Annotated in this window: 28 protein-coding genes; 17 read left to right on the forward strand and 11 right to left on the reverse strand. The window is 63.5% G+C overall.

The genetic code is table 11. The features are described 5' to 3' along the window. Nucleotides 1-14 precede the first annotated feature (14 nt). Complete coding sequence (locus SLW56_RS08270; protein ID WP_152246778.1) at nt 15-248, reverse strand: hypothetical protein; 234 nt, start codon at nt 246-248, stop codon at nt 15-17. Between SLW56_RS08270 and SLW56_RS08275 the strand changes: the two genes are divergently transcribed. From SLW56_RS08275 to SLW56_RS08285, 3 genes are read left to right on the forward strand one after another with little or no spacing between them, the layout of a single operon-like run. Further along, complete coding sequence (locus SLW56_RS08275) at nt 235-1,491, forward strand: tyrosine-type recombinase/integrase (protein ID WP_320694635.1); 1,257 nt, start codon at nt 235-237, stop codon at nt 1,489-1,491. The two genes, SLW56_RS08270 and SLW56_RS08275, sit on opposite strands and share 14 nt — an antisense overlap. A 58-nt stretch (nt 1,492-1,549) precedes the next feature. Beyond that, complete coding sequence (locus SLW56_RS08280) at nt 1,550-1,825, forward strand: hypothetical protein (RefSeq protein WP_320694636.1); 276 nt, start codon at nt 1,550-1,552, stop codon at nt 1,823-1,825. A 4-nt stretch (nt 1,826-1,829) separates the two neighbouring features. Next, nucleotides 1,830-2,354, forward strand: coding sequence for a DNA-binding protein (locus SLW56_RS08285; protein WP_320694637.1), 525 nt, complete (start codon nt 1,830-1,832; stop codon nt 2,352-2,354). Between the two features lie 16 nt (nt 2,355-2,370). Here SLW56_RS08285 and SLW56_RS08290 read toward each other — a convergent pair whose 3' ends face one another. The 4 genes from SLW56_RS08290 to SLW56_RS08305 all read right to left on the reverse strand — a co-directional run bounded on the left by SLW56_RS08290 (nt 2,371) and on the right by SLW56_RS08305 (nt 6,649). Next, nucleotides 2,371-2,751 (reverse strand): AlpA family phage regulatory protein, encoded by a 381-nt coding sequence (locus SLW56_RS08290; RefSeq protein ID WP_320694638.1) that lies wholly within the window; start codon nt 2,749-2,751, stop codon nt 2,371-2,373. A gap of 149 nt (nt 2,752-2,900) precedes the next feature. Next, nucleotides 2,901-4,580: an ADP-ribosylglycohydrolase family protein gene (locus SLW56_RS08295; RefSeq protein ID WP_320694639.1), complete on the reverse strand. Its 1,680-nt coding sequence runs from the start codon at nt 4,578-4,580 to the stop codon at nt 2,901-2,903. Nucleotides 4,581-4,592: 12 nt separating this feature from the next. After that, nucleotides 4,593-5,255: a DarT ssDNA thymidine ADP-ribosyltransferase family protein gene (locus tag SLW56_RS08300; protein WP_320694640.1), complete on the reverse strand. Its 663-nt coding sequence runs from the start codon at nt 5,253-5,255 to the stop codon at nt 4,593-4,595. Then, complete coding sequence (locus SLW56_RS08305) at nt 5,252-6,649, reverse strand: 3'-5' exonuclease (RefSeq protein ID WP_320694641.1); 1,398 nt, start codon at nt 6,647-6,649, stop codon at nt 5,252-5,254. Before SLW56_RS08305 ends, SLW56_RS08300 begins: the two co-directional genes overlap by 4 nt. 546 nt (nt 6,650-7,195) lie before the next feature. Between SLW56_RS08305 and SLW56_RS08310 the strand changes: the two genes are divergently transcribed. The 3 genes from SLW56_RS08310 (at nt 7,196) to SLW56_RS08320 (ending at nt 9,383) form a co-directional block, all read left to right on the forward strand. Then, nucleotides 7,196-7,591: an ATPase gene (locus SLW56_RS08310; protein WP_320694642.1), complete on the forward strand. Its 396-nt coding sequence runs from the start codon at nt 7,196-7,198 to the stop codon at nt 7,589-7,591. Nucleotides 7,592-7,927: 336 nt separating this feature from the next. Then, on the forward strand, nt 7,928-8,437 hold the full coding sequence (radC, locus tag SLW56_RS08315; RefSeq protein WP_320694722.1) for a DNA repair protein RadC: 510 nt from the start codon (nt 7,928-7,930) through the stop codon (nt 8,435-8,437). Nucleotides 8,438-8,567: 130 nt separating this feature from the next. Then, entirely contained in the window at nt 8,568-9,383 is an 816-nt protein-coding gene (locus SLW56_RS08320) for an alpha/beta fold hydrolase (RefSeq protein ID WP_320694643.1), read from the forward strand. 104 nt (nt 9,384-9,487) lie between these two features. On the opposite strand, the gene SLW56_RS08325 is transcribed toward SLW56_RS08320, so the two are convergent. Beyond that, on the reverse strand, nt 9,488-10,345 hold the full coding sequence (locus SLW56_RS08325) for a hypothetical protein (protein ID WP_320694644.1): 858 nt from the start codon (nt 10,343-10,345) through the stop codon (nt 9,488-9,490). 702 nt (nt 10,346-11,047) lie between these two features. On the opposite strand from SLW56_RS08325, the gene SLW56_RS08330 reads away from it, so the two are divergent. The 10 genes from SLW56_RS08330 (at nt 11,048) to SLW56_RS08375 (ending at nt 21,315) form a co-directional block, all read left to right on the forward strand. Then, a complete protein-coding gene (locus SLW56_RS08330) occupies nt 11,048-11,875 on the forward strand; it encodes a DUF932 domain-containing protein (RefSeq protein ID WP_320694645.1) in 828 nt (275 codons plus the stop codon). A 72-nt stretch (nt 11,876-11,947) separates the two neighbouring features. Next, entirely contained in the window at nt 11,948-14,014 is a 2,067-nt protein-coding gene (locus tag SLW56_RS08335) for a ParB N-terminal domain-containing protein (protein ID WP_320694646.1), read from the forward strand. A gap of 59 nt (nt 14,015-14,073) precedes the next feature. Next, complete coding sequence (locus SLW56_RS08340; RefSeq protein ID WP_320694647.1) at nt 14,074-14,283, forward strand: hypothetical protein; 210 nt, start codon at nt 14,074-14,076, stop codon at nt 14,281-14,283. Nucleotides 14,284-15,119: 836 nt separating this feature from the next. Further along, nucleotides 15,120-15,434 carry a DUF736 domain-containing protein gene (locus tag SLW56_RS08345; RefSeq protein WP_320694648.1) on the forward strand — a complete coding sequence of 105 codons (315 nt, stop codon included), beginning with the start codon at nt 15,120-15,122 and terminating at the stop codon, nt 15,432-15,434. Between the two features lie 491 nt (nt 15,435-15,925). Next, nucleotides 15,926-16,228, forward strand: coding sequence for a helix-turn-helix domain-containing protein (locus SLW56_RS08350; protein WP_320694723.1), 303 nt, complete (start codon nt 15,926-15,928; stop codon nt 16,226-16,228). A gap of 89 nt (nt 16,229-16,317) precedes the next feature. After that, the gene (locus SLW56_RS08355; protein WP_320694724.1) at nt 16,318-17,091 is read left to right on the forward strand and encodes a replication initiator protein A; all 774 of its coding nucleotides are present in this window, start codon (nt 16,318-16,320) and stop codon (nt 17,089-17,091) included. Nucleotides 17,092-17,329: 238 nt separating this feature from the next. Beyond that, on the forward strand, nt 17,330-17,968 hold the full coding sequence (gene parA, locus SLW56_RS08360; protein WP_320694649.1) for a ParA family partition ATPase: 639 nt from the start codon (nt 17,330-17,332) through the stop codon (nt 17,966-17,968). Then, on the forward strand, nt 17,965-18,234 hold the full coding sequence (locus SLW56_RS08365; protein WP_320694650.1) for a chromosome partitioning protein ParB: 270 nt from the start codon (nt 17,965-17,967) through the stop codon (nt 18,232-18,234). The genes parA and SLW56_RS08365 overlap by 4 nt, the downstream gene beginning before the upstream one ends. A gap of 95 nt (nt 18,235-18,329) precedes the next feature. Continuing rightward, the gene (locus SLW56_RS08370; RefSeq protein ID WP_345785063.1) at nt 18,330-18,854 is read left to right on the forward strand and encodes a S26 family signal peptidase; all 525 of its coding nucleotides are present in this window, start codon (nt 18,330-18,332) and stop codon (nt 18,852-18,854) included. A gap of 460 nt (nt 18,855-19,314) precedes the next feature. Beyond that, on the forward strand, nt 19,315-21,315 hold the full coding sequence (locus tag SLW56_RS08375; RefSeq protein WP_320694652.1) for a relaxase/mobilization nuclease and DUF3363 domain-containing protein: 2,001 nt from the start codon (nt 19,315-19,317) through the stop codon (nt 21,313-21,315). A gap of 46 nt (nt 21,316-21,361) precedes the next feature. Here the strand turns inward: SLW56_RS08375 and SLW56_RS08380 are convergent, their stop codons facing one another. Next, nucleotides 21,362-21,910 carry a hypothetical protein gene (locus tag SLW56_RS08380; protein WP_320694653.1) on the reverse strand — a complete coding sequence of 183 codons (549 nt, stop codon included), beginning with the start codon at nt 21,908-21,910 and terminating at the stop codon, nt 21,362-21,364. Between the two features lie 738 nt (nt 21,911-22,648). On the opposite strand from SLW56_RS08380, the gene SLW56_RS08385 reads away from it, so the two are divergent. Continuing rightward, entirely contained in the window at nt 22,649-23,581 is a 933-nt protein-coding gene (locus SLW56_RS08385; protein WP_320694654.1) for a LysR substrate-binding domain-containing protein, read from the forward strand. On the opposite strand, the gene SLW56_RS08390 is transcribed toward SLW56_RS08385, so the two are convergent. From SLW56_RS08390 to SLW56_RS08405, 4 genes are all read right to left on the reverse strand, one after another. Then, nucleotides 23,559-24,299 (reverse strand): AP2/ERF family transcription factor, encoded by a 741-nt coding sequence (locus SLW56_RS08390; RefSeq protein WP_320694655.1) that lies wholly within the window; start codon nt 24,297-24,299, stop codon nt 23,559-23,561. The genes SLW56_RS08385 and SLW56_RS08390 overlap by 23 nt on opposite strands. Nucleotides 24,300-24,441: 142 nt before the next feature. After that, nucleotides 24,442-24,996 carry a hypothetical protein gene (locus SLW56_RS08395; RefSeq protein ID WP_320694656.1) on the reverse strand — a complete coding sequence of 185 codons (555 nt, stop codon included), beginning with the start codon at nt 24,994-24,996 and terminating at the stop codon, nt 24,442-24,444. A gap of 28 nt (nt 24,997-25,024) precedes the next feature. Beyond that, complete coding sequence (locus SLW56_RS08400; RefSeq protein ID WP_320694657.1) at nt 25,025-25,777, reverse strand: PoNe immunity protein domain-containing protein; 753 nt, start codon at nt 25,775-25,777, stop codon at nt 25,025-25,027. 83 nt (nt 25,778-25,860) lie between these two features. Then, nucleotides 25,861-26,493: a PoNe immunity protein domain-containing protein gene (locus SLW56_RS08405; protein WP_320694658.1), complete on the reverse strand. Its 633-nt coding sequence runs from the start codon at nt 26,491-26,493 to the stop codon at nt 25,861-25,863. Nucleotides 26,494-26,650 lie beyond the last annotated feature (157 nt).

Genomic DNA, 26,650 nt, shown 5'->3' on the forward strand with positions numbered 1-26,650 from the left:
AAAGTTCGCGGCTTCTATCGGTGGCTATCGCTGGCCAGCACGACAGGTTGGCGGTAGCGCTGGCGGTACGAACCGGAGGTCGGATCAAGACCCTCCCGTTTACTATTGAGGCCAAAACGGTCTTTGACGGTAAAAACCTCTTGAGGAAAGCTTATTTCATGCGGCTTTCCGAGCATCAGCGGGTCTCCAAGTCCCTGACGGTAAAAGCCGTCACGAACAGGAGTGAAAACCTCGATGCTGACCGACACTGCACTGCGTAATCTCAAGCCTAAGTCAAAGATTTATAAGGCTTTTGATCGAGATGGAATGTACGTGACGGTATCGCCTACCGGTACCGTCACCTTCCGCTACGACTACCGTCTCCATGGGCGCCGGGAGACGCTCACGATCGGGCGCTACGGGCCTGCCGGCCTGTCCTTGGCGATGGCCCGCGAAAAGCTCATCGATGCCAAGAAGACCATTGCCCAGGGCAAGTCGCCCGCGATGGAGAAGCAGCGCGAGAAGCGCCGGCTGACCGCCGTGAAGTGCTTTGGGGACCTGGCGGTGAAATGGTTGGATGAGGCGCGGATGGCCGACAGCACTCGCGCGATGCGCAAGCATGTCGTTCAGCGCGACATCCTGCCGGTCTTCCAGAAGCGGCTGCTCAACGAAATCACCCCGGACGACCTACGTGCGCTGTGCCAGAGGGTGAAGGCCCGCGGCGCGCCTGCCACGGCGGTGCACATCCGCGACATCGTGAAGCAGGTCTATGCCTTCGCGATCCTGCACGGAGAGAAGGTGGACAACCCGGCCGAGGGTGTGGCCGCGTCGTCGATCGCCACCTTCGTTGCCAAGGACCGCGCCCTGTCGCCGCTGGAGATCCGGTTGATGGCGCGGCAGATGGAGTCGGTGGCGACCTATCCGACGATCCGGCTCGCGCTGCGCATGATCCTGCTCACGCTGGTACGCAAGAGCGAACTGATCGAGGCGACCTGGGACGAGGTGGATTTCGAGAACGCGACCTGGACGATCCCGAAGCAGCGGATGAAGGGGCGCAATCCGCACGTCGTGTACCTGTCGCGTCAGGCGCTGGACATCTTCGTGGCGCTGCACACCTGCGCGGCGGGGTCACGTTTCGTGCTGCCCTCTCGCTATGACGCCGACCGCTGCATGTCGCATGCGACCTTGAACCGGGTCACGCAGATCGTGGCCCAGCGCGCCAAGGAAGCGGGATTGCCGCTGGAACCGTTCACGGTCCACGATCTGCGCCGCACAGGCTCGACACTGCTCAACGAGGTGGGCTTCAACCGGGACTGGATCGAGAAGTGCCTGGCTCACGAGGACGGGCGCTCGTCCCGCGGCGTCTACAACAAGGCAGAGTACGCCGAGCAACGCCGGCACATGCTGCAGGAGTGGGCCAATATGGTCCATGCGTGGATCGAGGGCGAAACCTACGTGCCGAAGCTGCTGCCCGAGAACATGGCGGTGCCGATGCTGAGCGCGGTAGCATGACCATGTGTTGGTTGTCACTTGACAACTTTGGTTGTCGTCTCCACACTGGAGGCCGCTGATGGTTCGCCCCTCCCATCCGAAGAAGGAAGTCGAGGAGGCGCTTCGGCATGCCGAAGGGCAGGGCTGGCGCGTTGCGGTCGGCGGAAGCCATGCGTGGGGGCGGATCTATTGCCCCTACAACGACCAGGAATGCCGATGCGGCGAGTTCTGCATCACCAGCGTGTGGAGCACGCCGAAGAGCCCTGGTAACCATGCGCGCGCCTTGCGGCGCGTCGTGGACAACTGCACCACGCACCGCCGCCAGCAGGATGCTGGCGAGGGCGCCCAGGAGTAGAGCGATGGAATACACCTTCACCCTGAAGTACCAACTGGCCGACGAGGACCGCGACATCGATGCGCTGGTCGAGCGCCTGGGCGAGGCCGGCTGCGACGATGCGCTGGTCGGCATTGGGCAGCCGGGACGTCTGGCGCTGGAGTTCACGCGCGAGGCGGTCGATGCCGGGGAAGCTGTGCGCAGCGCATTGGCTGACGTACGCGCGGCTGTGCCTTCGGCTCGCCTGATCGAGGTGGCTCCGGACCTGGTGGGGTTGACCGACGTGGCCGAGATCGTGGGCGTGTCGCGGCAGAACATGCGCAAGCTGATGCTTGCGCATCCTGGAAGCTTCCCGGCCCCGGTGCATGAGGGCAGCACGTCGATCTGGCATCTGGCCGACGTGCTGGCCTGGCTGCAAGCTCGGGGAGGTTATGCGCTAGCGGAGGATGTGCAGGACGTGGCGCGTGTGGCCATGCAGGCCAATGTGGCGAAGGAGCGTCTGCGACTGCCAAAGGCCTCTACCAAGGAACTGGACGCCTTGGTCGGATGAACGGCTTCGCGAGCGACTAGACCTTTTCCGAACCCGCCCGGACAGGGCGGGTTTTTCGTTGATGTACGTTGGGCTTGACGATGCCGGTGCGAGGCGCCTGCTTGCGTTGTTCGATCCACGTTTCCACTTCGGCTAGGTCCCATACGACGCAACGGGGCGTCAGGTTGAAGCGGCGGGGGAACTCGCCTCGGCGCTCCATTTCGTAGATCGTCGTTTCGGCCAGTGGGACCATCTTACGCAATTCGTGGCGTCGGATGGTGCGGCGAAAGGGAAGGGGGCTGCGCTGGGGAAATTGCGGCAGCGCCGCGTAGGCGTGGGTGCCTGGGGCCGGGAGAGACTGTGCTGCATTACTGTCCTCAACCGGTGCCTGTGATCGTTGCTCCACTTGGACCTCCATCGGTTTTTACTGCATGGGGGTATGGTGGTTTTCGGTGGCTATCGGCACAACCAGTTGGGGCGTAGCTGGGCACGGCTGTTTCGCTACAAGGTCTTGATTGTCTCCGCCAAAGGTTTGTCGTAGAGGTAGCGCTAAGATTGGTTGACGTGCTACCGATCGCGTTTCCGACGCCGAGCGAGCCTTGCTTTGCCGAGAATTGCCGCGAACGCTATAACCTGCTCGATAGATTCTGTCTCGTCAAGGCAGCGATTGAACAAGGTGCCCACAATCGCAGGATCAAAATTTGATCTGATTGCTTCGTCGGTTGCCCGGTCAATGGACCAAACGCCATGCTCGATGTATGAGTTTGCCTGTTTCGAGCGCTCATCCATATTGTTGCGGCCGTCTTCGAATGAAAGGGCGCCTTGGTCGCCCGGTTGATTTCTGCTCTTGGGGCTCTGAGTAGCTTTTAGGCGGGCGGATTCCCCCGGCATCTGATCTTGAGCCACTTTTGGCAGCGTCGCCTTGCGCTTCGCGAGGATAGTTTGTCCGAAAGGCAGTCTGTACCACTGCCAGATCGAGTCGCCAGACCGATAATCTTGTCCCTCAGCCCTAATCATTCCCAGGCCGGCCAAGGCCACATTGTCACCCAGTTGGCCGACTGCGGCATGCTGATTGGCCGGCGGACTCCAACGTGCCAGATCAGGATAGATGAAATACTCACTGGGCTGGCCCGCGGCAATGCGGGCAAGCCTCGCTGCTTCGCGAACGATGTAGTCATGGTCCTGGATAGGCCAGTTGGGTGCTTCTTCCACGCAGGCGCCGAGGATCGCACCCGCCATCGTCGCAATAGTGTCGGTATCACTCTCTAGTTCATTGGCGGATTGCACCAGCGCTTGCGCAGGGGAACTGCTGCGATGCATGTGGGCCAAGACCGAAGCTGCTAGCGCTGTCTTGAAGCCCGCACCACGAAATTCTTGCGAGGTGCACCCCAGCGCATCCAGTACGCGGGGGTACTCCTCCGGCTCCATAGATTTCGCGAGGCTATGAATAGACTCAATGTCTTTCAGTGAGGCATCCCGCATTGCCTGCAAAGCATCAGGCAGACTGTTTCCCGTCTTGCTCTCCCAAGCTGCACGCCAGAAGGCCGCCAACTGAGGGTCATTGTCGAGGATTTCTGGGATATCCAAGAAGGTTTCTACGAGGTCAGTCCACACGTCAGGGCCGGCAACCGCACCGGCGGAGATCGTTGCGTGTAAGGTCAACGCGTGAAAGACCGCTCCGCAGAACCCCTGAGGATGCCCGTGTGTGATCAGAGCGTCCTGCAAAACTGTCAACACCAGTTCAGGGCCTGAAGACTTGCGGGCCCAGACATGTGGCTGCACTCTCATGGCAGCGCCATTGCCGCCGCTGCTCACATAGCGCTGTGAGCCAGACTCGAAGAAATTCGAGTACCAAGTCGTGTTACGGCGTGCAAGATTAGCCGCTGCAGCCTTTGTTCCCCGACCAGCGCCGAGGGCGTACGACGGCCACACTGTCAGTTCAATCTTCGCGAAGGCCTCGGCGTCAAACGTGCCGCCATTGCGGATGCATCTGGAGACTGCCAGCCTGAGTTGCGTGTCATCGGAGTACGTGCCGGCAGGCAGCGCGACTTTGGGTCCCGTTCGACCTCCTATGACCCGTTCCCAAGCCACAGGTCGCTGGACCGTAGCGGTCCCACTGCGGCGCATCACGTTGGCCGACCCGTGGGCCAGCTCAGTGATCCAACCTAACGCATCGCCAGCGGCTGCCCACAGGGCAGAGTTGATCACCATCCGCTCACGCGGACTGGTTTTTTCAGTGTGGATCACAGGCCGCCTCTTTCAATTCTTGCATCCCTCAAACTTCGCGGGGTTGATGGCAACGTCGACTGTTTGAAGGCCGAACTCAGTCAGCCAACCACGAGCTTGGTCCTGATGCTCGCCTTCACGAACATAGATCCGCCGTAGGAAGTCGACTGAAACCCGTTGAGGATACAGAACCTCAGCCTGCTCGCAAGTCGTCAGGTGGGCCGCACGGCCCATCCGACTTACCGTCCAGTCACTCTTGCGCCTGACTCTATCGTCAAACAGCTGTGTGAAGCCGGAGATGCCTGGTGCACGGGAGCAAAATGGCTCATAAGCATTGTTGGTGGTGGCAAAAAATACCCCGTCATGCGTCATTATGACTGGATCAAATGCCAGGATAGCCCACCATACTTCAGAATCTTTGTGCCATTTTGATGAAAATTCAAAGTATCTTCGGTTGATCTCGGAAATCGACAAGTTGACATAGTCGAGCCAGTTCTGACTTTTATCAAAGTCATGCCAAGACTCAGGGCGGTTCGCTGCATTGACGTGTAAAACTTTTTCCAGATACTTTTCCTGTGGCAAAAGATGCCTGGACAAGAGCGCTCCAGTGGCTAATGTTCCAACAATCCCACGATTGGTCGTGAAATGAATGACCTCCGAAATGCCGCGCTGTTTGATGGCGTCAGCAAGGGTCATAAGTCCACCTCTTGGAACGTATTTGGAGTGAAAAATTTCACGAGTTCAGATTGCTCGCCTATCTTGTAGCCGATAAAAACTTGTTTTCGCGCTCTCGCGACCGCGACTGCCAGTAGCCTCCTGAGTACCCACAGCTGGTCATCATGGTCTTCATCGCCATGGGGTGTGGTTTCACTACTCAGTCCAAGAATGAAGACATAGTCAAACTCTAGCCCTTTGGCGGAATGAAATGTGCACAGAGCTACATTCTCGGGTCCCTCTGGCCATTCGGACTCCCGGGTAATATTTACAGACCCTATGCCCGCTGCAGCAAGGTGTGCACTGATCGTTTCGAACCATCTGCCACCCTTGGGTTTTAGAAATGCAACTGACTCTTGAGTGAGGTCAACATGGTTTCGTATAAAATTAATCGCAGCTGATATTTGTTGGCTGTAAAGGCCTCGCATCACTACAGGAAGAGGGCCGTTAGAATCAGTGGTTGTCAGGTTAGGCAGCGCGCCATCTCCGTCAACATTGATTCCATTAAGAATTCCTGCAGCGAAATTGGCGATTTGATTCGTATTGCGATGATTCGTCGTAAGCCTGTGGTAGCGTTCAGGGCGCACTTCGAAGCCAGCCTCAGACCACGTGAAGCCGCGCGCATAGATCCTCTGCACGGTGTCAATCACGAATGTCATCGTGTGGTCTTGCGCCAAATGGTGACGTATGGCGCGCAATTGGTTGGCTGAGAAATCCTGACTCTCGTCAATGATTACAATCTCATATCCGATGGGAGTGAGGTTCATCATAGACACTGCCAGCGTATTCCAATCAAGGACATTGTTGCTGGACAGCTGCGCTTGGTACGGAAGGATGACCTCATCCAGTAGCCTTCGGCGCAATGCACGATCTACCCGCGGTTGTAAGCCGCGTCCAGTTCGCTCGGAGGTCAAGTAGGCAGCCAACTCACTTGGTGAGAAACGGCCCATTGCGTACTCTGCTTCACTTGCTACATATCCACTGTCAAGACCAGAGAAGCGGCGTGCAAAGACTGCTAAGTCCTCAGTTGAACTTTCGCTGATCGCAGGCCGCCCCAGCTTTTCCATCGCCCATTTAGAAAATGTAGAAACCTCAAGATCTACCCTTGCGTCCGCAGAAATTTGATTTTCCACAAGGGAACTTACGTAACCAGATAGCGTCCTGTTAAAAGTGAGAACAAGCACCTTAACTGGATTTGCTAGGCCCATGCGCTCGTGCCTGTGCACATGCATGTGAACCAAAGACCGCAGACGCAGTAGTGCAGTCGAGGTCTTCCCACTTCCGGCCGCGCCGCAAATGACCTCGACGCCAAGCCGGTTTTGACTCATTAAAGGCAGTTGATCGCCTGTGGCGCGAACGACAGGTAATTTTTTCATCTTGGATGATCCGGTTACAGATGGTTCAGTATGCAGTAAAAAATTCCGCAAAGAAGAATCTGCGTGATGACCAACGTCAAGAACGCTTCAATTTCTGCAAGTTTAGGGTTTGCTATCTATTCTGTGATCTGAAAAATTTGGGATAACTGTCACTCGGCTGGTCTACGCAGGTAGAACTCGCGTAACGCGCTCCCATGCCGTCCCCGGCCTCGCAGCGCCGCGCTCTCGTGCTTCGCACCGTGCCCTGCTGTGCGCAGGTCTCGCCCCTGGCGGGCCTCCATCGTTCCCTCGCTGAGCTCAGCTGACGCCTTTGGCGTGCCCCGTGGGCCGTGCCTGCGCGCTCCGCTTGCCGGTTTTGGCTTCGTTTGGGGCCGGGTGGGCGGAGTTGCCGTTCCCTTGACCGTACCACGGCGTTCTCGCCGTCAAGGGCTGCGCGTGCCTGTGGGCACGCTGGCGGCCTGCGGCCGTCTGCGACCCCTGACGGCTTGCGCTGCGCCGTGATGGCGACGGTGCCGGGCAATTCCGCCCGAGCAACCGGAGATCGCTATGAACGAGAAATCGCACGTTTCGCTGGAACAACACGTCTGCCTGGTCTGTGGCAACGCGTTCGAGACCGGCTCCCTCCTGCTGGATAGGCGCCTGCGCGCCAGCATGGAGCGCCACACGAGGACCGGCTGGGGGCTGTGTCCCGAGCACCGGAAGTTCGCCGACGATGGCTTCGTCGCGTTGATCGAGTGCGATCCTGAGCGCAGCACAGTGGCGGCCGATACGGACCGTCTCAAGCCGGAGCATGCGTACCGGACAGGCCACGTGGCGCACCTGCGGCGCGAACTGTTCGCGAAGCTGTTCGATGTGCCGCTGGAATCCTGCCAGGACTGCGTGTTCGTCGAGGTCGGGCTGATCGATCAGTTGGAGTCGCTGCTGAAGCGCGAGGCCACCTGATCGCAGTCATGTGCGCTGCCTGCCGTGAGGCAGGCGGCGCCTTTTCGTTTGCGTTCGATCTTGCGCCGCTGCTTCCGATTGCGGTCGCTGCATCTTCGGCCCGGCGAGGTTCGCCGGGCCTGCGCGCTCCGCTTGCCGGTCCTGGCTTCGTTTGGGGGAGGGTGCGGAGTTGCCGATCCCTTCACCGTACCACGGCGTTCTCGCCGTCAAGGGCTGCGCGTGCCTGTGGGCACGCTGGCGGCCTGCGGCCGTCTGTGACCCCTGACGGCTTGCGCTGCGCCGTGATGGCGACGGTGCCGGGCAATTCCGCCCGAGCAACCGGAGCTGATCATGGCCATGTCGAACCTGTCCATTCTCGATGTCGATGCGTCGCTGCACGTGCGCGACGGGCGGGGGCGCTACCGTCCTGCGTCCGTTGACCAGATCCTTGCGGCTGCGCGGCGCGTGGCTGACCTGAAGTTGCAGCGGGGCGCGGAGTTCACCTCGCCGGTTTTGGTGAAGAAATACCTCTGCGCGAAGCTGGCTGGCCTGGAGTGCGAGGTGTTCGCCGTCCTGTTCCTTGACAACCAGCATCGGCTGATCGAGTACGTGGAGATGTTTCGGGGGACCATCAATACTTCGGAGGTACATCCGCGCGAGGTGGTGAAGGAGGCACTGCGCTTGAATGCGGCCGCGGTGATCTTGGCGCATAACCATCCCAGCGGGAACCCGACGCCGAGCGAAATGGACAGGCAGATCACCGAGCGCCTGCGCAGCGCCCTGGGCCTGGTAGACGTGAGAACCCTCGACCACTTCATCCTCGCGGGGTCGCGCGCGGTCTCGATGGCGATGCGAGGCTGGAGGTGAACTTCGGGGCTTCGGCCCCTTTTCTTTTGGGTGCGGCTGTCGCCGCACCCGTTTGCGTCGCCGAGGGCGTGGGCCTCCGCTCAGGTGCGGGGCTGGCGACACGCCCAGGCGAAGCTAGGACAATGGAGCCATGTTGAAGCCTGGGAATGAGGCGCAGGAACGATGGCAGGGTGTGCGCGGCGAGCGCGCACCGCTCGCCATCCTCTATCTCCATGGATTTTCGGCAAGCCCCGGCGAGGCGGGGGACCTGCCGGAGCAGATGGCCCAGGCGCTCGGGGCCAATCTGTACATGCCGTTGTGGCCCGGCCATGGCGAGGATGTGCCGGAAGCGATGCGCGGGCTGACTGCCGATGCGCTGGAGGCCTCGGCGTGGGCCGCGCTGGACCATGCCTGCGCGATGGGGAAGGCCGTTGCGATCGTGGGATGCTCGCTCGGTGCCACGCTGGGCTTGCGGCTGGCCGCCGCGCGGCCTGCCGACATCGCTGCCGTCGTTGCCTGGTCGCCTGGTGTGCAGCCGGCGGCCCCGGCGCTGCTGGACCGGATGTGTGCGATGAGCGAGGCGTGGACGGGCGATCAGGAGCGGTCGCCAGTCGTCCGCGCTTATTGGTCCGATGCCATCCACCCCGACGGGTTCAAGGCGCTGCGCGAGACATTCCGCCGATGCGCCGCCGAGCCGCCGTGGCCGAAAGTGAAGTGTCCTGTGTTCCTGGGGTACTACCGCGGCCCCGATGGGCGCGAGGATCCTGTGGCGTCCGTCCCGGCGATGCTGGCCATGTTCGATGCGTTGGGCAGCCGTGCGGAGCAGAAGCGGGCGCAGGCCTTCGCGGCAGGTGCCCATGCCATCGGTTCACCGCACAAGACGCAACTCGCGGGGGCGGTGGCTGCGGCGTCCGTGGAGTTTCTGCGGGAGATGCTTGCTGGGACGAGTCCTCGCCGGAGCACCTAGCTTGCGCGGCGCATGCCGCCCAGGTTGGCGCTGTGTTATTGCCGGCGTGGCGCTGCTCAGGCGCTCGCGGGAGGAGCTGCCAATGGCGCCCGCGTCCGGCATGGTCAGATTTCCACGGGATCGCGTGCGGCGGTATCGGGAAGTTGCCCGGTGCCGTGTCGGGATTTTCCTGGGGCTGGCGCCGTTGGCTGGTTGGGAGCGTCGGAGCTGAGGTGCCTCGGCGTCAGACCCAGGGAGGGTTGGACTGGGTCCGGCAGGGAGGTGTTGCCTGGGGCGGCTGGTTCGGGTTGGGCGATGGCGTATTCGAGCAGGTCGAAGACCTGGGCGCGTCGCTCACCTGAAGCGATCACGAGGAAGGCCATGAGATAGAACCCGCCCGTCATCGCGACTGCTGGCCAGATCCAGGTGCTCCAGGGACCCTCCCATAGCTTTGGGGTCGCCACGAGGATTGCCAGAAGGCCGGGGAACAGGCCCAGTTTCTTGACGTCGCCCGACAGCAGCATGACCCTGCCATCGACGCGGCTCCAACGGTGGCGGTACTGGACCAAGGCGTACTTCAGCATTTCCTTCGAGAACGCCCTCAATTGCTCGATGTAGGCCGCGTCGAACACCATGTCGGCCTGGAACTGCTTGTAGATCGTGCCCCAAGGGTTGCGTCTTTGCTCCAGGAGCATCTTCCCGGCGTCGTAGAAGAACAGCAGGAAGTAGGCCATGGACGGGACGAGGGTCACCAGTGCCCAGTTCGGCGAGATCCTCGCTGGCAGCAACCCTGGATAGCGCCGCTCGATTTGGAGGGCGATGGCGAGCAGCGCCGTGTTGACGACGATCATGATGATGAGCGTGGGCTCAATCCACTTCTTGTGCTGGCTACCCATCGGAAGATGGCGCGATCTGCCATCCGGGCGCGTCATGCGCTCGATGAGTGCGGAGAGGTCCTTGAGCGAGCTTTCTGGAAAGGACATGGTTCTGGATCGGATGGGAGTGCGTTGAAGTCTAGATAGCCTGCCGCCGAGTGGGCTTGGTCCATCCTGCTTCCGGGACGATGTGCCAAGTTTTGCTGGCGCCGCGATCATCGCTTCCGCTGCAAGAGAGTCGAGCTCATCGACCCCGCGCAACGTGCATGGCTGGAATGCATCCGATTTATGACCTGGTCGGGGCAGGGCGTCCCCGGCCCTCTGGGAGATGGCCGGTCGCGCTGTCGTGCTGCGCATCGAGCCCCGCTGCGCGGGTCTCGCCCCTGGCGGGCTTCCATCGTTCCCTCGCTCCGCTCGGCTGACGCCTCCGGCCCGGCTTCCAGCTTCGGGCCTGCGCGCTTCGCTTGCCGTGCGGTTCGGCGCAGCGGGGTGGTCACCGCCGTGTCCAGCCGTCCTCCCTGACTTCATCACCTTGTCCGCGACTGTAGCCCGCGTCCGTGCGCCGTCAAGGCGCGCAGGGCCGTGTCCTCGGCTGCGCCTGCGGGCCGCACCACCCCTGCGCTTTTCTCCTTGACGGCTTCCGTCCGCGCGCTCCTGGCCGTCGCGGGCGATGAACTCAGGAAAGACGGTGGCAACAGGGCCAACCGGGTTTCTCGCGCCAACCGCACAGAACAGCCGGAAGGCTGGGCTCCGAATCTAGGAATCCGGTGTGCGGTTTTCTTCAACAGCCTTTTCGTCAGGAGAAAGACCATGCAACTCGCATCCCGTTTCGCTTCCCGCTCACCATCGCTGCGCAGCGACTCCCCGCTGTCCGATGACCAGATCCGCAGGGTGGCCCCGTCCATCTTCGCCGAGGCCCCGCATGAGAGCCGATCCCGCCGGTACAGCTACATCCCCACCGCCGCCGTGCTGACCGAGCTGCGCAAGGAAGGCTTCCAACCCTTCGCGGTGACGCAGACCCGCGTGCGCGACGAGGGCAAGCGCGAGCACACCAAGCACATGATCCGCCTGCGGCACGCCAGCCAGATCAACGGCGCGGAAGCCAACGAAATCATCCTGCTGAACTCGCATGACGGAACCAGCAGCTACCAGATGCTGGCCGGCATGTTCCGGTTCGTGTGCTGCAACGGGTTGGTGTGCGGGGACACGGTGGCGGACGTGCGCGTAGCGCACAAGGGCGACGTAGCCGGGTCCGTCATCGAAGGCGCCTTCGAGGTGCTGAGCGGCTTCGAGCGGGTGAAGGAATCCCGCGACCTGATGCGCAGCGTCACGCTGGACGAGGGCGAGGCCGAGGTGTTCGCCCGCGCCGCACTGACCCTGAAGTACGACGACCCGAACAAGCCCGCGCCCGTGACGGAATCGCAGGTGCTGATGCCGCGCCGATTCGATGACCGCCGGCCCGATCTGTGGACCACGTTCAACCGCGTGCAGGAAAACATCATCAAGGGCGGGCTGTCCGGGCGCAGCGCCAACGGACGCCGTCAGCAGACCCGGCCCGTGCAGGGCATCGACTCCGACGTGCGCTTGAATGGCGCGCTCTGGCTGCTGGCCGATGGTCTGCGCCAACTGAAAGCCTGACCTGTTTCCCCCCGTACATGGAGGGGAACGGTCCCCTCCATCCCCTGTTTCTTTCTGGATTGGAGATACGCCATGAATGCCATTACCCACAACGAAATCCGCGCCGTCGATGCCGTCACCGTGCCGCTGGAAGCCGCCGACCCGACCAAGAACCTGATTCTCGTTCCGCTGTCGCGGCTGGTGCTGCGCCCGAAGGGCCGCAACGTGCGCAAGACCCCGCGCGTGTCCATCCCCGAGCTGGCGGCCAGCATCCTGCGGGTAGGACTGCTGCAAAACCTGATCGTGACTGCATCCGCCGATGGGGAGCATTACGAAGTGGAGGCCGGTGGCCGCAGGTTTGCCGCGTTGAAGCTGCTGGCGAAGAAGCGCCGCATCAGTAAGGAGTGGGAGGTGCCTTGCCTGCTGGTGGCCGACGGCACGGCGCGCACGGCGAGCCTCACGGAGAACGTACAGCGCGAGGCTATGCACCCCGCCGACCAGTTCGAGGCCTTCGCGGCGCTGGTGGCCGAGGGCCGGCCCATCGAAGACATTGCGGCCGACTTCTCGGTCACCCCGCTGGTGGTCCAGCGCCGGCTGAAGTTGGCGAACGTCTCGCCGCGCCTGATGGCCGACTACCGCGCGGATGCCGTGAGCCTGGACCAGTTGATGGCCCTTGCCATCACCGATGACCATGCCGCACAGGAAGCCGCCTTCTACGATGCGCCTACGTGGCAGCGCCAGCCCGCCATGCTGCGCGAGCGCCTTACCGAACGCGAGATTGATGCCTATCGGAATCCGCTGGCGCGCTTCGTGGGGCTGGCTGCCTACGAGGCTGCGGGCGGCGGTGTGCGCCGCGACCTGTTCGCCGAGGCCGATACGGGGGTGTACCTGAGCGATGCCGCGCTGCTGGATCGGCTGGCCCATGAGAAGCTGGCTGGGCTCGCTGCCGAAGTGAAAGCCGAGGGCTGGGCCTGGGTGGAAGCCGTGCCGGCCACGACCTATGCGGACCTGCACGCCTTTCAGCGCGCGCCGCGAGAGCACCGCACCCCGACCAAGCGCGAAGCCCAGCGCATCGAGAAGCTGCAAGACAGGATGTTGGAAATCGACGAGGCCATCGAGGCCGCGATGGATACCGACGATGAAGAAGCGGCGGAATCCTTGCAGGGGGAAAGCGAACATCTGCGCCGCCAACTGCACGTGCTGGAGGACGGCTTGCTGTGCTACGCCCCGAACGTGCTGGCCGTGGCGGGTGCCGTCGTCACCATCGACCGCAATGGGGAGGCGGTCGTCCATCGCGGGCTGATGCGCGAAGCCGAGGCCAAGGCACTGCTGACGCTGGAGCGGCTGCGGCAAGGCTTTGCCGATGGCGATGCCAGCAACGACGACGATGGGGAGGAAGGCGAGGGCGCTCCGCGAGTCGCCCCCGTGTCCGACCGGCTGGCGCAACGCCTGAGTGCGCACCGCACGGCGGCATTGCAAATCGAGGTGGCCCGGCATCCGCATGTGGCCCTGGCCGCCCTGGTGCATGGCATGGTGCAGTCCATCTTGCAGGACGGTCACTTCCGCCGCGATCTTCTGGTGGGCGTGTCCGCCACCGCGCAAGACCGGCTGGAGCGCGTGGCCTCCGACTTGCCCGAGTCGCCGGCGGCCGAGGCGCTGCGCGACCTCAAGTGCGGCTGGGCCGCGAAGCTGCCCGAAGATAGCGCCGAACTGTTCGCGGTGTTGCTGGCGATGCCGCAGGACGAACTGGTCAAGCTGCTGGCGGTATGTGTGGGGGCCACCGTGGACGTGGTGACGCTGCGCGCCGTGCCGCGTCAGCCGGGCGAAGTGCTGGCGCGGGCGGTGGGCCTGGACATGGCTGCATGGTGGCGGCCCACTGCGGAAGGTTACTTCCGGCACATTCCCAAGGCTGCGATCCTGCATGCCCTTGCGGAGTTCGCACCGGAACACGTCACCAGGCTGGCGAAGCTGAAAAAGGCTGACATTGCCAGCGAGGCCGAGCGGCTGGCCGAGGGCACGGGCTGGATGCCGCCGATCTTCCGTTCCGAAGACCTGTCGCAGAACCAGGAGGAAATGCAGCCAGAGAATCCGGCACAAGACGTTCCCGAAGACACCGGGGACGGCGAGAACGAGGTGGCTACCCGAGCGATGGCCGCTTGATCCGCAATCGGACCAGCGCCCCGGCCCCGGCCGGGGCGTTTCGTTGAAGGAGCAACCCCATGTCTCGCAACATCGACCGCCGCCCGCGCATGGCGGCGATCTACGCACCGGGCACCGTGCGCGCACGCCGTTGGCGTGGCGCTGGCGACGTGCGCGGTTACCGCCCGCCCTCGGGCTGGTCGGCCCGGGCGGACCTCACCGATATCCACCCCATCACCGGCCGCGTCCTGCCGCGCGCACAGTGGTGGATCATCGAAACGAAGGAATAGCCGCGATCGGTACCGCGCCCAGCCCGTTCCGGCCTGGGCGCGGAGAAAAAATCCGGGCGCGGCTACTGCCGCGCCCGGTGTTGAATGCAGCTTTCGAGCAGCCTGTGAGGCTGCGAATTTTCTGGCCGAGGCCGTGCCGCCGGTGGCGTCAGGCCTCGGCTTCAATGCAAGTACCTCCGCGCCCGCGGCGCTGCGCTTGCTTTCAATGCATGGCGTCTGGCAACGCCAGCCGCGCGATGCGCGACTGCCATGCCATGCGCCGCCGTGTGACGGCGTGCAAGGCGGATGCCACGCGAAGGCTTGCTGCGTAACCAGAACAGCTCGTGATTGCCGCCTTCGACGGCGGCGGTTCCATACCAGGAAGCGATGAAGAACGGTTCCCGTACGCGCGTCCCGCTGCCAGCCGGCTTCGCCGGTCTTCTTCCTGTAGCCGCCATGCGCTGCGCCGCTGTGCGCGGCGGGACGCATGCTCGTTGCCGGCCTTGCCATTGGGGCGGACATGTCGATGCCGGAGGGGAGGCATGCCGGTGCAGCCGTCGTTTGGAGGCGCCGAGTTGGCCATGCCACCTTTCGGGGAGGGCCGGCACCAGTACGTCCTTGTTTGTCGTGAATCCTGGCGAGGGCGCGGCTGCGCCTTGGCTTCATGCCCGCAACCTTCCAGCGAAAACAATTTCCCCGGCGCTGCGCGCCTTCCTCGCGCAGCAAATTCTTTTCGCTTCCAGGTTCTCCACTGCGTTGCGACCGCCGCGCGGTGCGGTCAGCCCATCCCCCGCCGGGCGGATCACAACAAGGACGCACTGGCGCGACCTTGGGTCACCCCGAAAGGAGAAATCACCATGGCAAACATCGGCACCTTCACCACCCAGAACGACGGCTACACCGGCACGCTGCGCACCCTCACGCTCAACGCGAAGGCCCGGCTGGTCCACAACGACAAGGCCGACAACGAGAAAGCCCCCGACTACCTGCTGCAGGTCTCCGGAAGCGATGTTGGCGCCGCGTGGAAGAAGACCAGCGAAGCCGGCCGGCACTACCTGTCCGTGACCCTGGATGACCCTTCGTTCCCGGCGCCGATCTACGCCCGCCTGATCGAAGGCGAGGAGGGCAAGCACGAGCTGTTCTGGTCGCGCAGCAAGCCCCAGGCGTCCTGAAGGCCGCCACCGAGCCCCGCCCATCGGCGGGGCCGGATTGCCCCGGTCACAAGGCCGGGGCAAGGCGTAGAGCCACAGAACCGCGCAGAAGCGCAGAAGCGCAAGAGCGCAAAAGCGGAGAAGAAGAGAAGCAGAGAAGCAGAGAAGCGCATCACCATTGAAGCACAAATCCGTAAATCCGCATCTGTGCAATCGGTCGTTCGATGCCATCCGTACAAGCGCATGCGTGCTTGCGCACGCATGCACGAAGCCGCTTCCGTGACGATGCACGAAAGCACGCATGCGTGCGTCTGACGCGGCCAAGGCGCTCGCACGCGCATTGCCGCGATCCTCGGTCTCGCCGCAGACGGCGTGCGTCTCAATCGCGTTCCAGACGCGGAGCGGCGCGATTCGGATCGAAACGGACATGCGCTGCGGTGCCGTCCTCCAGAGACTGCCCAAACCCGACCTGCTTTCGCGGTCGGGGCTGTGAATCGATGGAGAACACCATGATGCGACCCACTCCCGTGCGGCCCCCGGCCGCCCCCGGCGCTGCGCCGCAGGCTGCTACCGCCGCCGCCACGAACCCACCGCGCTACCTCACCAACGACGAAGCCGCAGCGCACCTGCGGTTGTCCCCACGCACGCTCGAAAAGCTGCGCGTGATCGGCGGCGGCCCGAAGTTCCGCAAGTTCGGCCGGCGCGTGATGTACGCGGCGACCGACCTCGATGCCTGGGCGGACGCCCGCAGCTTCGAGGCCACGTCCGATCCCGAGTACGCCGAGCACCACTCGGCGGACAGCCGTGCGCGGTGACGGCCGCCGCACGGCGGGCTGCCGCGCCGTGCGCGCCGGAATCGCCGGAGCGGGAACAGCTGGACCTGTTCCGTGCCTTGCCTGGCGACATGGCGCCGCGCGACAGCCAGGACCTGATGGCCTATCCATTTTTCTCGCTCGCGAAGTCGCGGCGCACGGCGCCGATCGACTTCCAGGCCGGGAACGTGAAGATCCGCGTGGAGGGCACGCACGAGCACGGCATCGCCACGATCTGGGATGCGGACGTCCTAATCTGGGCGGCCTCGCAGATCGTGCAGGCGCGCGATGCCGGCCTGCGGCCGTCGCGCCTGATGCAGGCCACCCCTTACGAGATCCTGCGCTTCATCGGCCGCGGCACGTCGCTGCGCGACTACCAACGGCTCAAGGCGGCGCTGGACCGGCTGCAGTCCACCACGGTGGCCACGTCCATCCGCGAGACGACGGGGCGCCGGCTGCACCGCTTCTCGTGGATCAACGAATGGAAGGAGTTGGCCGACGCCCGCGGCGCGCCGCTGGGCATCGAACTGATCCTGCCGGACTGGTTCTTCTCCGGGGTGATGGATTCGGCGCTGGTGCTGACCATCGACCCGGGGTACTTCAGGCTGACCGGCGGCATCGAGCGCTGGCTGTACCGCCTGGTGCGCAAGCACGGCGGGCGGCAGCCCGGGGGCTGGCAGTTCGACTTCCAGCACCTGTATCGCAAATCGGGCAGTGTGGCGCGCTACTACGACTTCGCGGCAGACCTGCGCGCGTTGGTCGCCCGGCAGGCGTTGCCGGGGTATCGCCTGTGCATCCTGCCTGCCGATGGCGCGCAGTCCCCCTTGCTGTCGTTCCGGCCCGTGCTGCCGACGGCACGGGGATAACCGCGGTAATTCCTGTGGACGGCCTCGTGCTATCAGGCAACACGGGCATCGTGCTATCGGGCAACGAATCCTCGTGCTATCAGGCAACAAAATCCGCCGGAAAGCCACGGCTGGTGCGGCTTTCGACTCCCCGTAACGTACCTAACCTTGTTTCTAACATTGGTGGTAGAAGCGCCGCGATTCGGTGGATAACCGCCAGCCGGCACGCGCTCGCCTCCGCAATGGGGAGGGCCGCGCCATGATCTTCGCGTTGCTCAACCAGAAAGGCGGCGTCGGCAAAACCACGCTCGCCACCCACATCGCCGGCGAGCTGGCGATGCGCGGCGGGCACGTCATCCTCCTGGACGCCGACCCGCAGGGATCGGCGCTGGACTGGACGCAGCGCCGCGCCCAGCAGGGGCTGCCGCGGCTGTTCAGCGCGGTGGGCCTGGCGCGCGAAACGCTGCACCAGGAAACGCCGGAGCTGGCGCGTCGCGCCGACCACATCGTGATCGACGGGCCGCCGCGCATCGCCGCGCTGGCGCGTTCGGCACTGCTGGCGGCCGACCGCGCCTTGATCCCCGTGCAGCCCAGTCCGTATGACCTGTGGGCCAGCGCCGAGATGGTGGCGTTGATCCGCGAGGCGCAGGTATTCCGGCCTGCGCTGCGCGCGGCCTTCGCCGTGAACCGGCGCGTGAGCACCACCGTGATCGGGCGGGAGGCACGTAGCGCGCTCGCGGAGCAACCGTTGCCCGCGCTGCGCGCCGAGGTGCGCCAGCGCATCGTCTTCGCCGACAGCGCGGCCGCCGGCCGGCTCGTCCGCGAGACGGCGCCGGGCAGTGCCGCTGCGCGCGAAGTCGCCGCACTGGTGGACGAACTGTTGCGGTGGACCACATGACCGCGAAGCCCACACCTCGCGCCAAGCGCGTCGGCATCGGAGCGCGCCCGCCCGCGAATCCCCATGCCGAGGCATGGATCCGCCAGGGCGACGCCGATGCGCTCGCCAAGGGCGACATCTACACCGCACGGCTGACGCTCGACATCACTCCAGCGATGCGGGCGCGCATCAAGGTGTCCGCGTTCACGCAGGGCGTGACCGTGGCGGAGCTGTTGCGTGGCCTGCTGGAGCGCGAATTCCCCGAGTCCACGGAGACACGACCATGAACGCATCCGATTCCCCAAAAAAGGCATCCGAGGCTGGTGCCGCACGCCATGCGCCGTTGCCAGCCGCACCGCGCTCGCGACGGCGCCCCCGCGCCATGCTCGCGGCTCTGTCGGCCGCAGGGCTCGCTGCGCTCGCCTGGGCCTCGTTCGCGCATCCCGATCCGCGGCTCATCTACAACCCGTCCGACAGCGTGCCGGTTGGCTGGTACCGCGTCGATCCGGTGGCGTCGGCTGCATCCCGGTCGCCGGAGCGGATGCGGGTGGGGAGCACCGTGCTAGTCCGCCTGCCGGCTGGCGTCGCCGCGCTCGCGTCGCAGCGCGGCTACCTGCCGGCGCACATCCCGCTGCTCAAGCGGGTCGGTGCCGTGGCGCCGCAGCATGTCTGCATCGTCGGCGGACATGTCTTGGTCGATGGCGTGGCGGTGGCGAGTACCTTGCAGGCCGACCGCATGGGCAGGCCGCTGTTGTCCTGGCCGGAGTGCCGTCCACTCGAACGGGATGAACTGTTCCTGCTGAGCGTGACCAATCCGGCGTCCTTCGACAGTCGCTACTTCGGCCCGGTCAGCGCATCCGCCGTGGTCGGCGTTGCGCGCCCGGTCTGGTTGGAGACACGCCCGTGAGAACCGCCGATTCGCTGCACGGTGCCGTGCATCCCACCGTGCCATCGGGTATGTCGTCGCGTTGGTCGCCGCCGCGTCGTCGCGCGTGCAGCGCGCGCGCATCCGCGCCGCGCTCTGCGCAACATCCGGCGCAGCCGTCCGCCTTGCAGCGTGCTTGCCCCGAACGCGCGCGACCTGCGGTCCCCAGCGCGTCCTTCGTCGCGCTCGCCGGCCGGCTGGCCGCACGCAACACAGCGCCGCCGGGCCGCCGGTGCCTGAAGCCGCAGCAGAAGGCAAAGGGGGAAGGCAAGACAAAAGGGCGCGGCACCGGGCCGCGTCGAAAGCCAGTCTGCACGTGGGGTTGGCGCGGCACGCGGCGGCTGCGCCGCCGTGCCGCGTGGGGTGCTGGAGCTGGGCCGCTCCTGGCATGTCCGCGTGCCTCGCGCGCCCTGGCGCGCTGTAGCTCGCCGGGAGCGCGGGCATGACCCGCGACCGCGACGACGACTTCCGGGTGCGCCTCAGCGCCCCGAAAAACCGTGGCAAGGGGCAGAGCCAACGCTTCATCTCCAAGGTGCTGAAACAGGCTGGCAAGGCCAGCGGCGGCAAGCCTGCGATGCGTCGTCCCACGACTGGCGGCCGAGGCGCGCGCACCGGCCAGCGGCCCGGCTCGCGCCTCGGGCGCGGTCATACGGCGGCCCGCTTCGCGGGTGCGAACCTGACGCCCATGTCGCGGCGAGTGACCATCAAGACCTTGCTGGTCAACCAGCGCCAGGCCAGCCCCCAGTCGCTCGCCAAGCACCTGCGCTACATCGAGCGTGAAGGGGTGGGCCGCGATGGTGAGCCCGGGCAGGCCTACGGGCCACAGACAGACACCGCGGACCTGGACGCCTTCAAGGAGCGCTGCGCTGACGACCGGCACCATTTCCGATTCATCCTCTCGGCGGAGGACGCATCGGAACTGGAGGACCTGAAAACCTATACCCGGCACCTCATGGGCCGCATGGAGGCCGACCTGGGCACAGGACTCGATTGGGTCGCGGTTGACCACTGGAACACCGACAACCCCCACACGCACATCCTCGTGCGGGGCAAGGACGACACCGGCAAGGACCTCGTCATCGCCGGCGACTACATCGCGCATGGCTTCCGCCACCGGGCCGCCGAGCTGGCGACGGAATGGCTAGGGCCGCGCACCGAACTGGAGATCCAGCAGACCTTGGGGCGCGAGGTAGAACAGGAGCGATGGACCAGCCTGGACCGCACGCTGCAGCGCGAGTCGGGGGAGGGTGGCCAGGTGCAGATCGAACGCTTCAACCGGCCGGATTTGCAACGCCAACGCCTGTTGCTGATCGGCCGGCTGCAGCGACTGCAGCGGCTGGGGTTGGCCGACGAGGTGCAGCCCGGGACGTGGACCATCCATGCCGACGCGGAGAAGACCTTGCGGACCCTGGGCGAACGGGGCGACATCATCCGCACCATGCAGCGGGCCATGTCTGGTGCTTCGCGCGAACTGGCGATATTCGAGCCGGGTGGGGATGGGGATGGGCGCACCATCCTCGGCCGTGTTGCCGCGAAGGGGCTCGCGGACGAGCTGCACGACCGCGGCTATTTGGTGGTCGATGGCGCCGACGGCAAGGCGCACTACGTCACGTTGAGCCGGCGCGATGAACTGGCGGACTACCCGGTGGGCGCAGTGGTGGAAGTGCGCGGTACCACGGAGGTGCGCACGGCCGACCGCAACATCGCCGCGTTGGCCACGGATGGCCTGTACCGCGTAGACCATCACCTCGCGATCGAGCAGGGCCGCGCCGCGCCGGGCCGCGATCCGCGAGAGGTCGTCACAGCGCATGTGCGCCGGCTGGAAGCGCTGCGCCGGGCCGGTATCGTGGAGCGCGTGGCGGCAGGGCTATGGCAGGTGCCGGGCGATCTGGCCGAGCGTGGCCGCCAGCACGACGCGCAGAGGCTGGGTGGCGTCGCCGTGGAGCTGAAATCGCACCTGCCCATTGAGCGCCAGGCCCGAGCCATCGGGGCCACCTGGCTCGACCAGCAACTGATCGGCGGAGGCCGTGGGCTGGGTGATCTCGGCTTCGGTGACGAAGCCAAGCGGGCGATGCAACAGCGCGCCGATTTCCTGGTCGAACAGGGGCTGGCGGAGCGACGCGGGCAGCGCATCCTTCTGGCGCCCAATCTGCTGGGGACACTGCGCAGCCGCGAACTTGCCCAGGCCGCGAAAGACATCGCTGCGCAAACGGGCCTGGAGCACCGCCCGTTAGCCGACGGGCAGCGCGTGGCGGGCACCTATCGGCGCTCCATCATGCTCGCAAGTGGTCGCTACGCAATGCTGGACGATGGCATGGGGTTCAGCCTGGTGCCATGGAAGCCGGTCATCGAGCCGCGATTGGGGAGGCAGCTCTCCGCGACGGTGAGAGGTGGAGCCGTTACGTGGGATGTCGGGCGGCAGCGCGGGCCATCGATTGGGTGAAGAGCTGGAGTCTGAAGCGCTGCGCCTCTACTGCCCATCGACGCGGTTATGCGTTCGGTTTCTGCGCGGGTCCAGGCGGTTCGGACTCCATTGGCCTGGGCAGGAACTTGAACGTGACGGGTACGCCGAGTTGCGCGCTCAAGGAGGATTGCTGCGCTTCGTACGCTGCATGTTCTTCGGCGGAAGCCAGCACGTAAAGGGTGATCGCCGCATGCACTTCGTCTACGCCCGTTCCCTGCAGGCCGGGTACCAGTTCGTGCAGGCGGGAATGGTTCGCAGCCAGGGTGGCGCTGATCTCATCCAATGTCTTGCCGGAGACCCGCGTGAATTCCACTGGGATGGCTCCATGCGCAGTGCGCAACTCCCGCGTGGCGGGTAGCGGTCCCTGTTTGAGGCGCAGAACGAGCTTGAATCCATCCCGGCTGTCGTCCCAATACGAGGTGTCGAGGCGATCCGCGTAGCGCGCCTTGAAAGCCTCGATCTCGGGCCGCACAAGCACCTGCCTGAGCTCCAGACGGCGAGCAGCCTCTGCTTCATCGACTCCGTTGTCCCTCGCATAGCTCCTGTACACCGGCTGCATGAGATCAGGGGGCAAGTCAGCTTGTGCTTGGGCGATACCCGCCAGTGAAGTAGTGCATGTAGTGACGAAGAGCCAAGTGGCCAGTCGTGTGCTCGTCCTTGTCATGAGCCATGGCGCTGGAGTGGGGAAGTTTATTTTTCTTGCAGCTAGAAGTGGTGTCAACGGGTATCAATCTGGCGGCTTCGCGTGCGTGGTGACGGGCAGGCCATCAACAGCGATCGGGCAAGCTGCGGCGCCTTTTATCGACCCTATAAAGTGAGATGCGCAGAAACAAATTCCATCCCTCGGTAGGGAAGCGACGCGCCCACCTTCCCTCTACGATCGGCCCCCGTCTCAGGGGCATGCTCTGCAGTAGGTGCTCCCTGTCTTTCGGCCCTGAAGCCTGCAGGCGCTGGCCCCGTTTTCCCGAAGGGCCTTCCAGATAGCGGCGTGGACGCTGCACTGCGGTCGCCTCGAAACGCATCGGATGGCGAACACCATGCTGGCGAAAACGTTTGCGCCTGAAATTTTCATATCGGTAGCGATCAATGGACTAGCTGGCGCGTCTAGCGACTGACCAGATAGCTAAGTTGAACGGAAGCCAAGCGCCTGCGGGATAGCGCTATCAAAACTCGATGCGCCGCACATTCGCGCGATAGGGATACATGAACGATAGATCGTCAACAGCGGGAGGCCATATGCAATGAGGTAGCCGATGAGGGAATAAGCAGGAGACAAGACCCGATGGATTGGAGTTCAACAAGGAAAAACAATATGGAACTACGCCATCTTCGGTGCTTCCAAGTGGTAGCCGAAGAACTTCATTTTTCACGTGCGGCTGAGCGCCTGCACATTGAGCAATCACCGCTCTCCCGCACCATCAAGGAACTGGAGGCGGACCTGGGAACACCATTGTTCGTGCGGACTACCCGCAGCACGCGATTGACGCGTGCCGGCATGCTCTTCAAGGAGCGCGTGCCTCGGATCTTCGCCGCGCTCCATCAGGCCTGCGATGGTGCCAAGGCCGCGGCCAGCGGGTTCAATGGCCAGCTGCGCATCGCGCTCTCGGACGGTATCACGGCTTCCGGGCTCCCCACGCTACTGGCCCGGTGCCGTGAGGAGGAGCCGGAGACCGACATCAAGGTGTACGAGGTCACGCTGTCCGAGCAGATCGGCGGACTTCGAGACGATTTGTACGACATCGGGTTCGCGCAGTCTGCCGACGTTGGCGACGGCCTCCGGGCCGAGGCCGTCTGGGCCGAGGAGCTGGCCGTGGCTGTGCCATCGCGGCACCCGCTCTTGGCGCAGAAGTATCTGGCGCTCGAAGAGGTGATCCGCTACCCACTCGTGCTGTGCGACCCCAAGGCATACGAGGGCCAGGCAATGCAGGTGGAGCGCATCCTTCAGCGAACGGGTCTGGAGCCGCTGGTAGCGGAACGCGTCGCCTCGTTCGATCTGATGATCGCCTTGGTCTCTGCGGGATTGGCGCTGGGGCTGGCAGGTGCGTCCTACATCGCGCCCAGCCGCGCTGGCGTAGTGATGCGTCCGTTGGCGGCCCCAGCCCCCATGCTCACCACCTATCTATTGAGCCCCGACAAGGCGCCGTCCGAAGCGCTGGCCCGATTCATTGCCCGTGCCCAGGCGGTCGGCTCCATGGATGCTTTTGGTGGATGCGGCCCAAGCGTCAGATCCCAGGCTGCGGTTTAGCTGAATCAGCACCAGCGCGCGGCCGCTGAGCGCGTCTGCGCGCTGGCTCTGGAGGCTGCGCCAGCCAAGCGCCGCGCTGCTCAAACGCACGGCGCCTGGCGTCGTCTTCGCCATATTCGGTCACGGAGAACTGCTTGCGTCGGGTGCCCCCGGTTGCCAGCGTACACTCCGCCACCCAGTAGTCGCGGCAGACCTGCGCGCCACTGCGCAGGCTCCACTTGATCTGAGTGCGGTACACCCGCTTCTCTGGCGAGGGCTGACGCCAGGTTTTACCCGTCGGCGTCTTCTCACGCTTGGGCATGGTGGGTTCGACAACAGCGGTTGGCGCCGGCCCAGGCGGCATGGCATCTGGATGGTGCACGAACCAGCCGTCGAGCAGCTTGAGCAGTTCAAGCCGCGCTTCCACGGCCTTTTGGCGGGCATTTTCCTCACCGTACTTGACTACCCCGAAGGTTCGCCTGCGCGTCTTGCCATCCGGCAGAGATACCATCGCGCACCAACGTGCAAAACCATTCTCCTCGCGCCGGAACACGCCTGGCACACCGGACGTGTTGTTGCTGCGGACGATCGTTCCGAACTCGCTCCGGCTCATCGCCGGAATCTTCTTCAAAACCTCGTCGCGGTACGAGATCGCCGCGGCCTTGGTTTTGTCCGCGTCGCCATAGGTGGCAACGCGGAACTCCTGGTGGAAACGCTCGCCGCGACGGCCGATCGCCACCGACCACCTCAGCAACCTTCCGCTTTCATACCTTGGGGTCAGTCCGTAGATCTTTTCGGGTCTCTCTGGTCCCGAGAAACCTGGCAATCCTGCAAAGGTGGAAGTGGCGCTTGGAGGTGTATGCATTGCGGTCCGGATGCAATCAGGCTGCGATGCTGACCTCGGTCGGCTTGAACTCGGGAAGCCAGGATGCCCCCACCCAGTCCCCAGTGCGCACCAGGCTCATGGTCTGCAGTGTCTTGCCCGGGCCGCCGAACGCGCACTGCACTGCCCAGGTCTGACCGTCGAACCCAGGCACGAGAAAGCAGGCCATCTCCGGCAATGCGAGCAACGCTTCATCGCCATCCTCCGCCAGCAGAGCCACGACATCGCGCGAGGTGGCTGTCGCCACATTGAGTCCTTTGAACCAATCACCTTTCCACGGCGCGGCCGGCCGGGACAAGGGGGTATGAAAGGTCAGGGCATGCAGACCCCACAATTGCTCATGGTCAGGCAGTGTGGGGTCGATGCACTGCAGCATGAGGTCCAGCCCCAGGCACTCCACGCTGACGTGGTACGGGTCGGCATCACGGCCCCGACGAAGATCCCTGACTGGCGGCTGCAACGACATCAACGCCTTCTGCAGCGGCTCCTGGCGGCTGTATCGCCCAAGGTTGCGCAGCAGCATGTCAGGCAGAGGATTGAATCGCGAAGGCATGGATTCACTTTCATCCGTTGACCAAGGACTATTTCGCCCGGGCGGCGTCAACGAGGTCCTTGGGGTAGTAGGGGTTGTCGCGCAATGCCTGGTCCGGGATGTCCAGGGCAATGGCCGCGAGCGCCACGTCGAAGCACCAGTAGCCGAAGTAAGCACCATCCGCACCGTTCAAACTGTCGGACCAGTAGATCGGCTTGATCTTTTTCTTCCACACTTTGCAGAAGGCGAGCAGCTTGGCCGGGCGCTCCGAGGGATCGCAACGCCATACTTCCAGCAGCGGGTCATATACCTTCGGAAACTTGCAGGCGTCAGCCACAGGTCTTTTTGTATCACCCAAGGCACGCGCTGCTTCGTCAATCAATGCATCTTCACCTGGGTGGCCAATTGCACCGAAAAGACGAAACATTTCCGCTGAACTGAAATGCAGAGCTTTGGCGAAAGCCATCATTGTTAGTGCATCGTACACAGTATCCAGGGTGATCCGCTCATGCATCACTTTCTCGTTATTCCGCTCTGGAGGGATTTGAGAAATGATCCTATTTTCAATTTCTTTTGCTTCAACCCACCTCCATACACTTGAGCTGATTTCCTCTATTGCATCGTCCCTACCATAACGAAGAACGCAAGTCTGAAATGTATACATGCACAGGCTGGACGCATTGCCGGACCGACCTTCAATACGGGGAAACGTTTCAGCCGCTGGCAGATTTTCGTCAACCATTTTTCCACGAAATGCTATCCTTCTATCGAAATACTCGGTGTCTTTCTCAGTATCTCTCATGTGAATTTACTCCTGAGATCCTAAAGCTTTGTCAGCCTTGCTCCTGAGTGGATTTTTCGCCCATAGCACTTTACTTGAAAAAGCTACTTTGACCGGGCAGCGTCTACTAGATCTTTGGGGTAATAGGGGTTTTCACGTAATGCCTCGTCTGGGATATCCAGAACAATAGCCGCGAGCGCCACGTCGAAGCTCCAGTAGCCAAAATAGGCGTCCTCCGCCTCATTCAAACTGTCGGACCAGTAAATTGGCTTGATCTTCTTCTTCCAGATTTTTGCGAAGGCTAGCAGCTTCGCAGGCCTCTCAGGAGGATCACAGCGCCATACATCCAAAAGAGGGTCGTAAACCTTCGGATAAAGGCAGGCTCCAGCAACAGGCCGGCCTACCTCACCTAGTGCACGGGCCGCCTCATCAATCAATGCGTCTTCGCCTGCATGCCCGATAGCGTGGATAACCCTCTTCAATTCTTCGGGCTTGAAATTTAGAGCTTTGGCAAAAGCCATCATGGTCAGCGCGTTGTAAACCGTATCAAGCGTGACCTTTTCATACATCTTCTTGATCTTGCGATGCTCTGGAGAGGCTGCCGCCATCACCCTCGCGTGTATCTCCTGGGCCTTCACCCACTGCCACACCGTCGGCGTTATGGAAGAGATCTCATCGCCTCGGCCATACTTAACAATGCATAGCTCCAACGATTTCTTTGACAGGTTGTGAGCCATGCCGAACCGTCCCTCGGGCCGATCGAAAGACTCTACCTGCGCCATATCTCTATCAATCACTCCTTGATAAAACTTGGTCAACTCATCAAAGTAGGACGCATTTTTATTGATGTCTCTGGGTGCCACATGTAACCTCGAATGATGTATTTCTTTGGAA

It is taken from the genome of Xanthomonas sp. LF07-6 (assembly GCF_034105445.1).
Classification (GTDB): Bacteria; Pseudomonadota; Gammaproteobacteria; order Xanthomonadales; family Xanthomonadaceae; genus Xanthomonas_A; species Xanthomonas_A sontii.

What these genes read in the sequence shown, in the direction of transcription:
- SLW56_RS08275 (WP_320694635.1), top strand. Translation starts at nt 235, where the DNA reads ATGCTGACCGACACTGCACTGCGTAATCTCAAGCCTAAGTCAAAGATT.
- SLW56_RS08280 (WP_320694636.1), top strand. Translation starts at nt 1,550, where the DNA reads ATGGTTCGCCCCTCCCATCCGAAGAAGGAAGTCGAGGAGGCGCTTCGG.
- SLW56_RS08285 (WP_320694637.1), top strand. Translation starts at nt 1,830, where the DNA reads ATGGAATACACCTTCACCCTGAAGTACCAACTGGCCGACGAGGACCGC.
- SLW56_RS08290 (WP_320694638.1), bottom strand. Translation starts at nt 2,751, where the DNA reads ATGGAGGTCCAAGTGGAGCAACGATCACAGGCACCGGTTGAGGACAGT.
- SLW56_RS08300 (WP_320694640.1), bottom strand. Translation starts at nt 5,255, where the DNA reads ATGACCCTTGCTGACGCCATCAAACAGCGCGGCATTTCGGAGGTCATT.
- SLW56_RS08305 (WP_320694641.1), bottom strand. Translation starts at nt 6,649, where the DNA reads ATGAAAAAATTACCTGTCGTTCGCGCCACAGGCGATCAACTGCCTTTA.
- SLW56_RS08310 (WP_320694642.1), top strand. Translation starts at nt 7,196, where the DNA reads ATGAACGAGAAATCGCACGTTTCGCTGGAACAACACGTCTGCCTGGTC.
- radC (WP_320694722.1), top strand. Translation starts at nt 7,928, where the DNA reads ATGTCGAACCTGTCCATTCTCGATGTCGATGCGTCGCTGCACGTGCGC.
- SLW56_RS08320 (WP_320694643.1), top strand. Translation starts at nt 8,568, where the DNA reads ATGTTGAAGCCTGGGAATGAGGCGCAGGAACGATGGCAGGGTGTGCGC.
- SLW56_RS08325 (WP_320694644.1), bottom strand. Translation starts at nt 10,345, where the DNA reads ATGTCCTTTCCAGAAAGCTCGCTCAAGGACCTCTCCGCACTCATCGAG.
- SLW56_RS08330 (WP_320694645.1), top strand. Translation starts at nt 11,048, where the DNA reads ATGCAACTCGCATCCCGTTTCGCTTCCCGCTCACCATCGCTGCGCAGC.
- SLW56_RS08335 (WP_320694646.1), top strand. Translation starts at nt 11,948, where the DNA reads ATGAATGCCATTACCCACAACGAAATCCGCGCCGTCGATGCCGTCACC.
- SLW56_RS08340 (WP_320694647.1), top strand. Translation starts at nt 14,074, where the DNA reads ATGTCTCGCAACATCGACCGCCGCCCGCGCATGGCGGCGATCTACGCA.
- SLW56_RS08345 (WP_320694648.1), top strand. Translation starts at nt 15,120, where the DNA reads ATGGCAAACATCGGCACCTTCACCACCCAGAACGACGGCTACACCGGC.
- SLW56_RS08350 (WP_320694723.1), top strand. Translation starts at nt 15,926, where the DNA reads ATGCGACCCACTCCCGTGCGGCCCCCGGCCGCCCCCGGCGCTGCGCCG.
- SLW56_RS08355 (WP_320694724.1), top strand. Translation starts at nt 16,318, where the DNA reads ATGGCGCCGCGCGACAGCCAGGACCTGATGGCCTATCCATTTTTCTCG.
- parA (WP_320694649.1), top strand. Translation starts at nt 17,330, where the DNA reads ATGATCTTCGCGTTGCTCAACCAGAAAGGCGGCGTCGGCAAAACCACG.
- SLW56_RS08365 (WP_320694650.1), top strand. Translation starts at nt 17,965, where the DNA reads ATGACCGCGAAGCCCACACCTCGCGCCAAGCGCGTCGGCATCGGAGCG.
- SLW56_RS08370 (WP_345785063.1), top strand. Translation starts at nt 18,330, where the DNA reads ATGCTCGCGGCTCTGTCGGCCGCAGGGCTCGCTGCGCTCGCCTGGGCC.
- SLW56_RS08375 (WP_320694652.1), top strand. Translation starts at nt 19,315, where the DNA reads ATGACCCGCGACCGCGACGACGACTTCCGGGTGCGCCTCAGCGCCCCG.
- SLW56_RS08385 (WP_320694654.1), top strand. Translation starts at nt 22,649, where the DNA reads ATGGAACTACGCCATCTTCGGTGCTTCCAAGTGGTAGCCGAAGAACTT.
- SLW56_RS08395 (WP_320694656.1), bottom strand. Translation starts at nt 24,996, where the DNA reads ATGCCTTCGCGATTCAATCCTCTGCCTGACATGCTGCTGCGCAACCTT.
- SLW56_RS08400 (WP_320694657.1), bottom strand. Translation starts at nt 25,777, where the DNA reads ATGAGAGATACTGAGAAAGACACCGAGTATTTCGATAGAAGGATAGCA.
- SLW56_RS08405 (WP_320694658.1), bottom strand. Translation starts at nt 26,493, where the DNA reads ATGGCTCACAACCTGTCAAAGAAATCGTTGGAGCTATGCATTGTTAAG.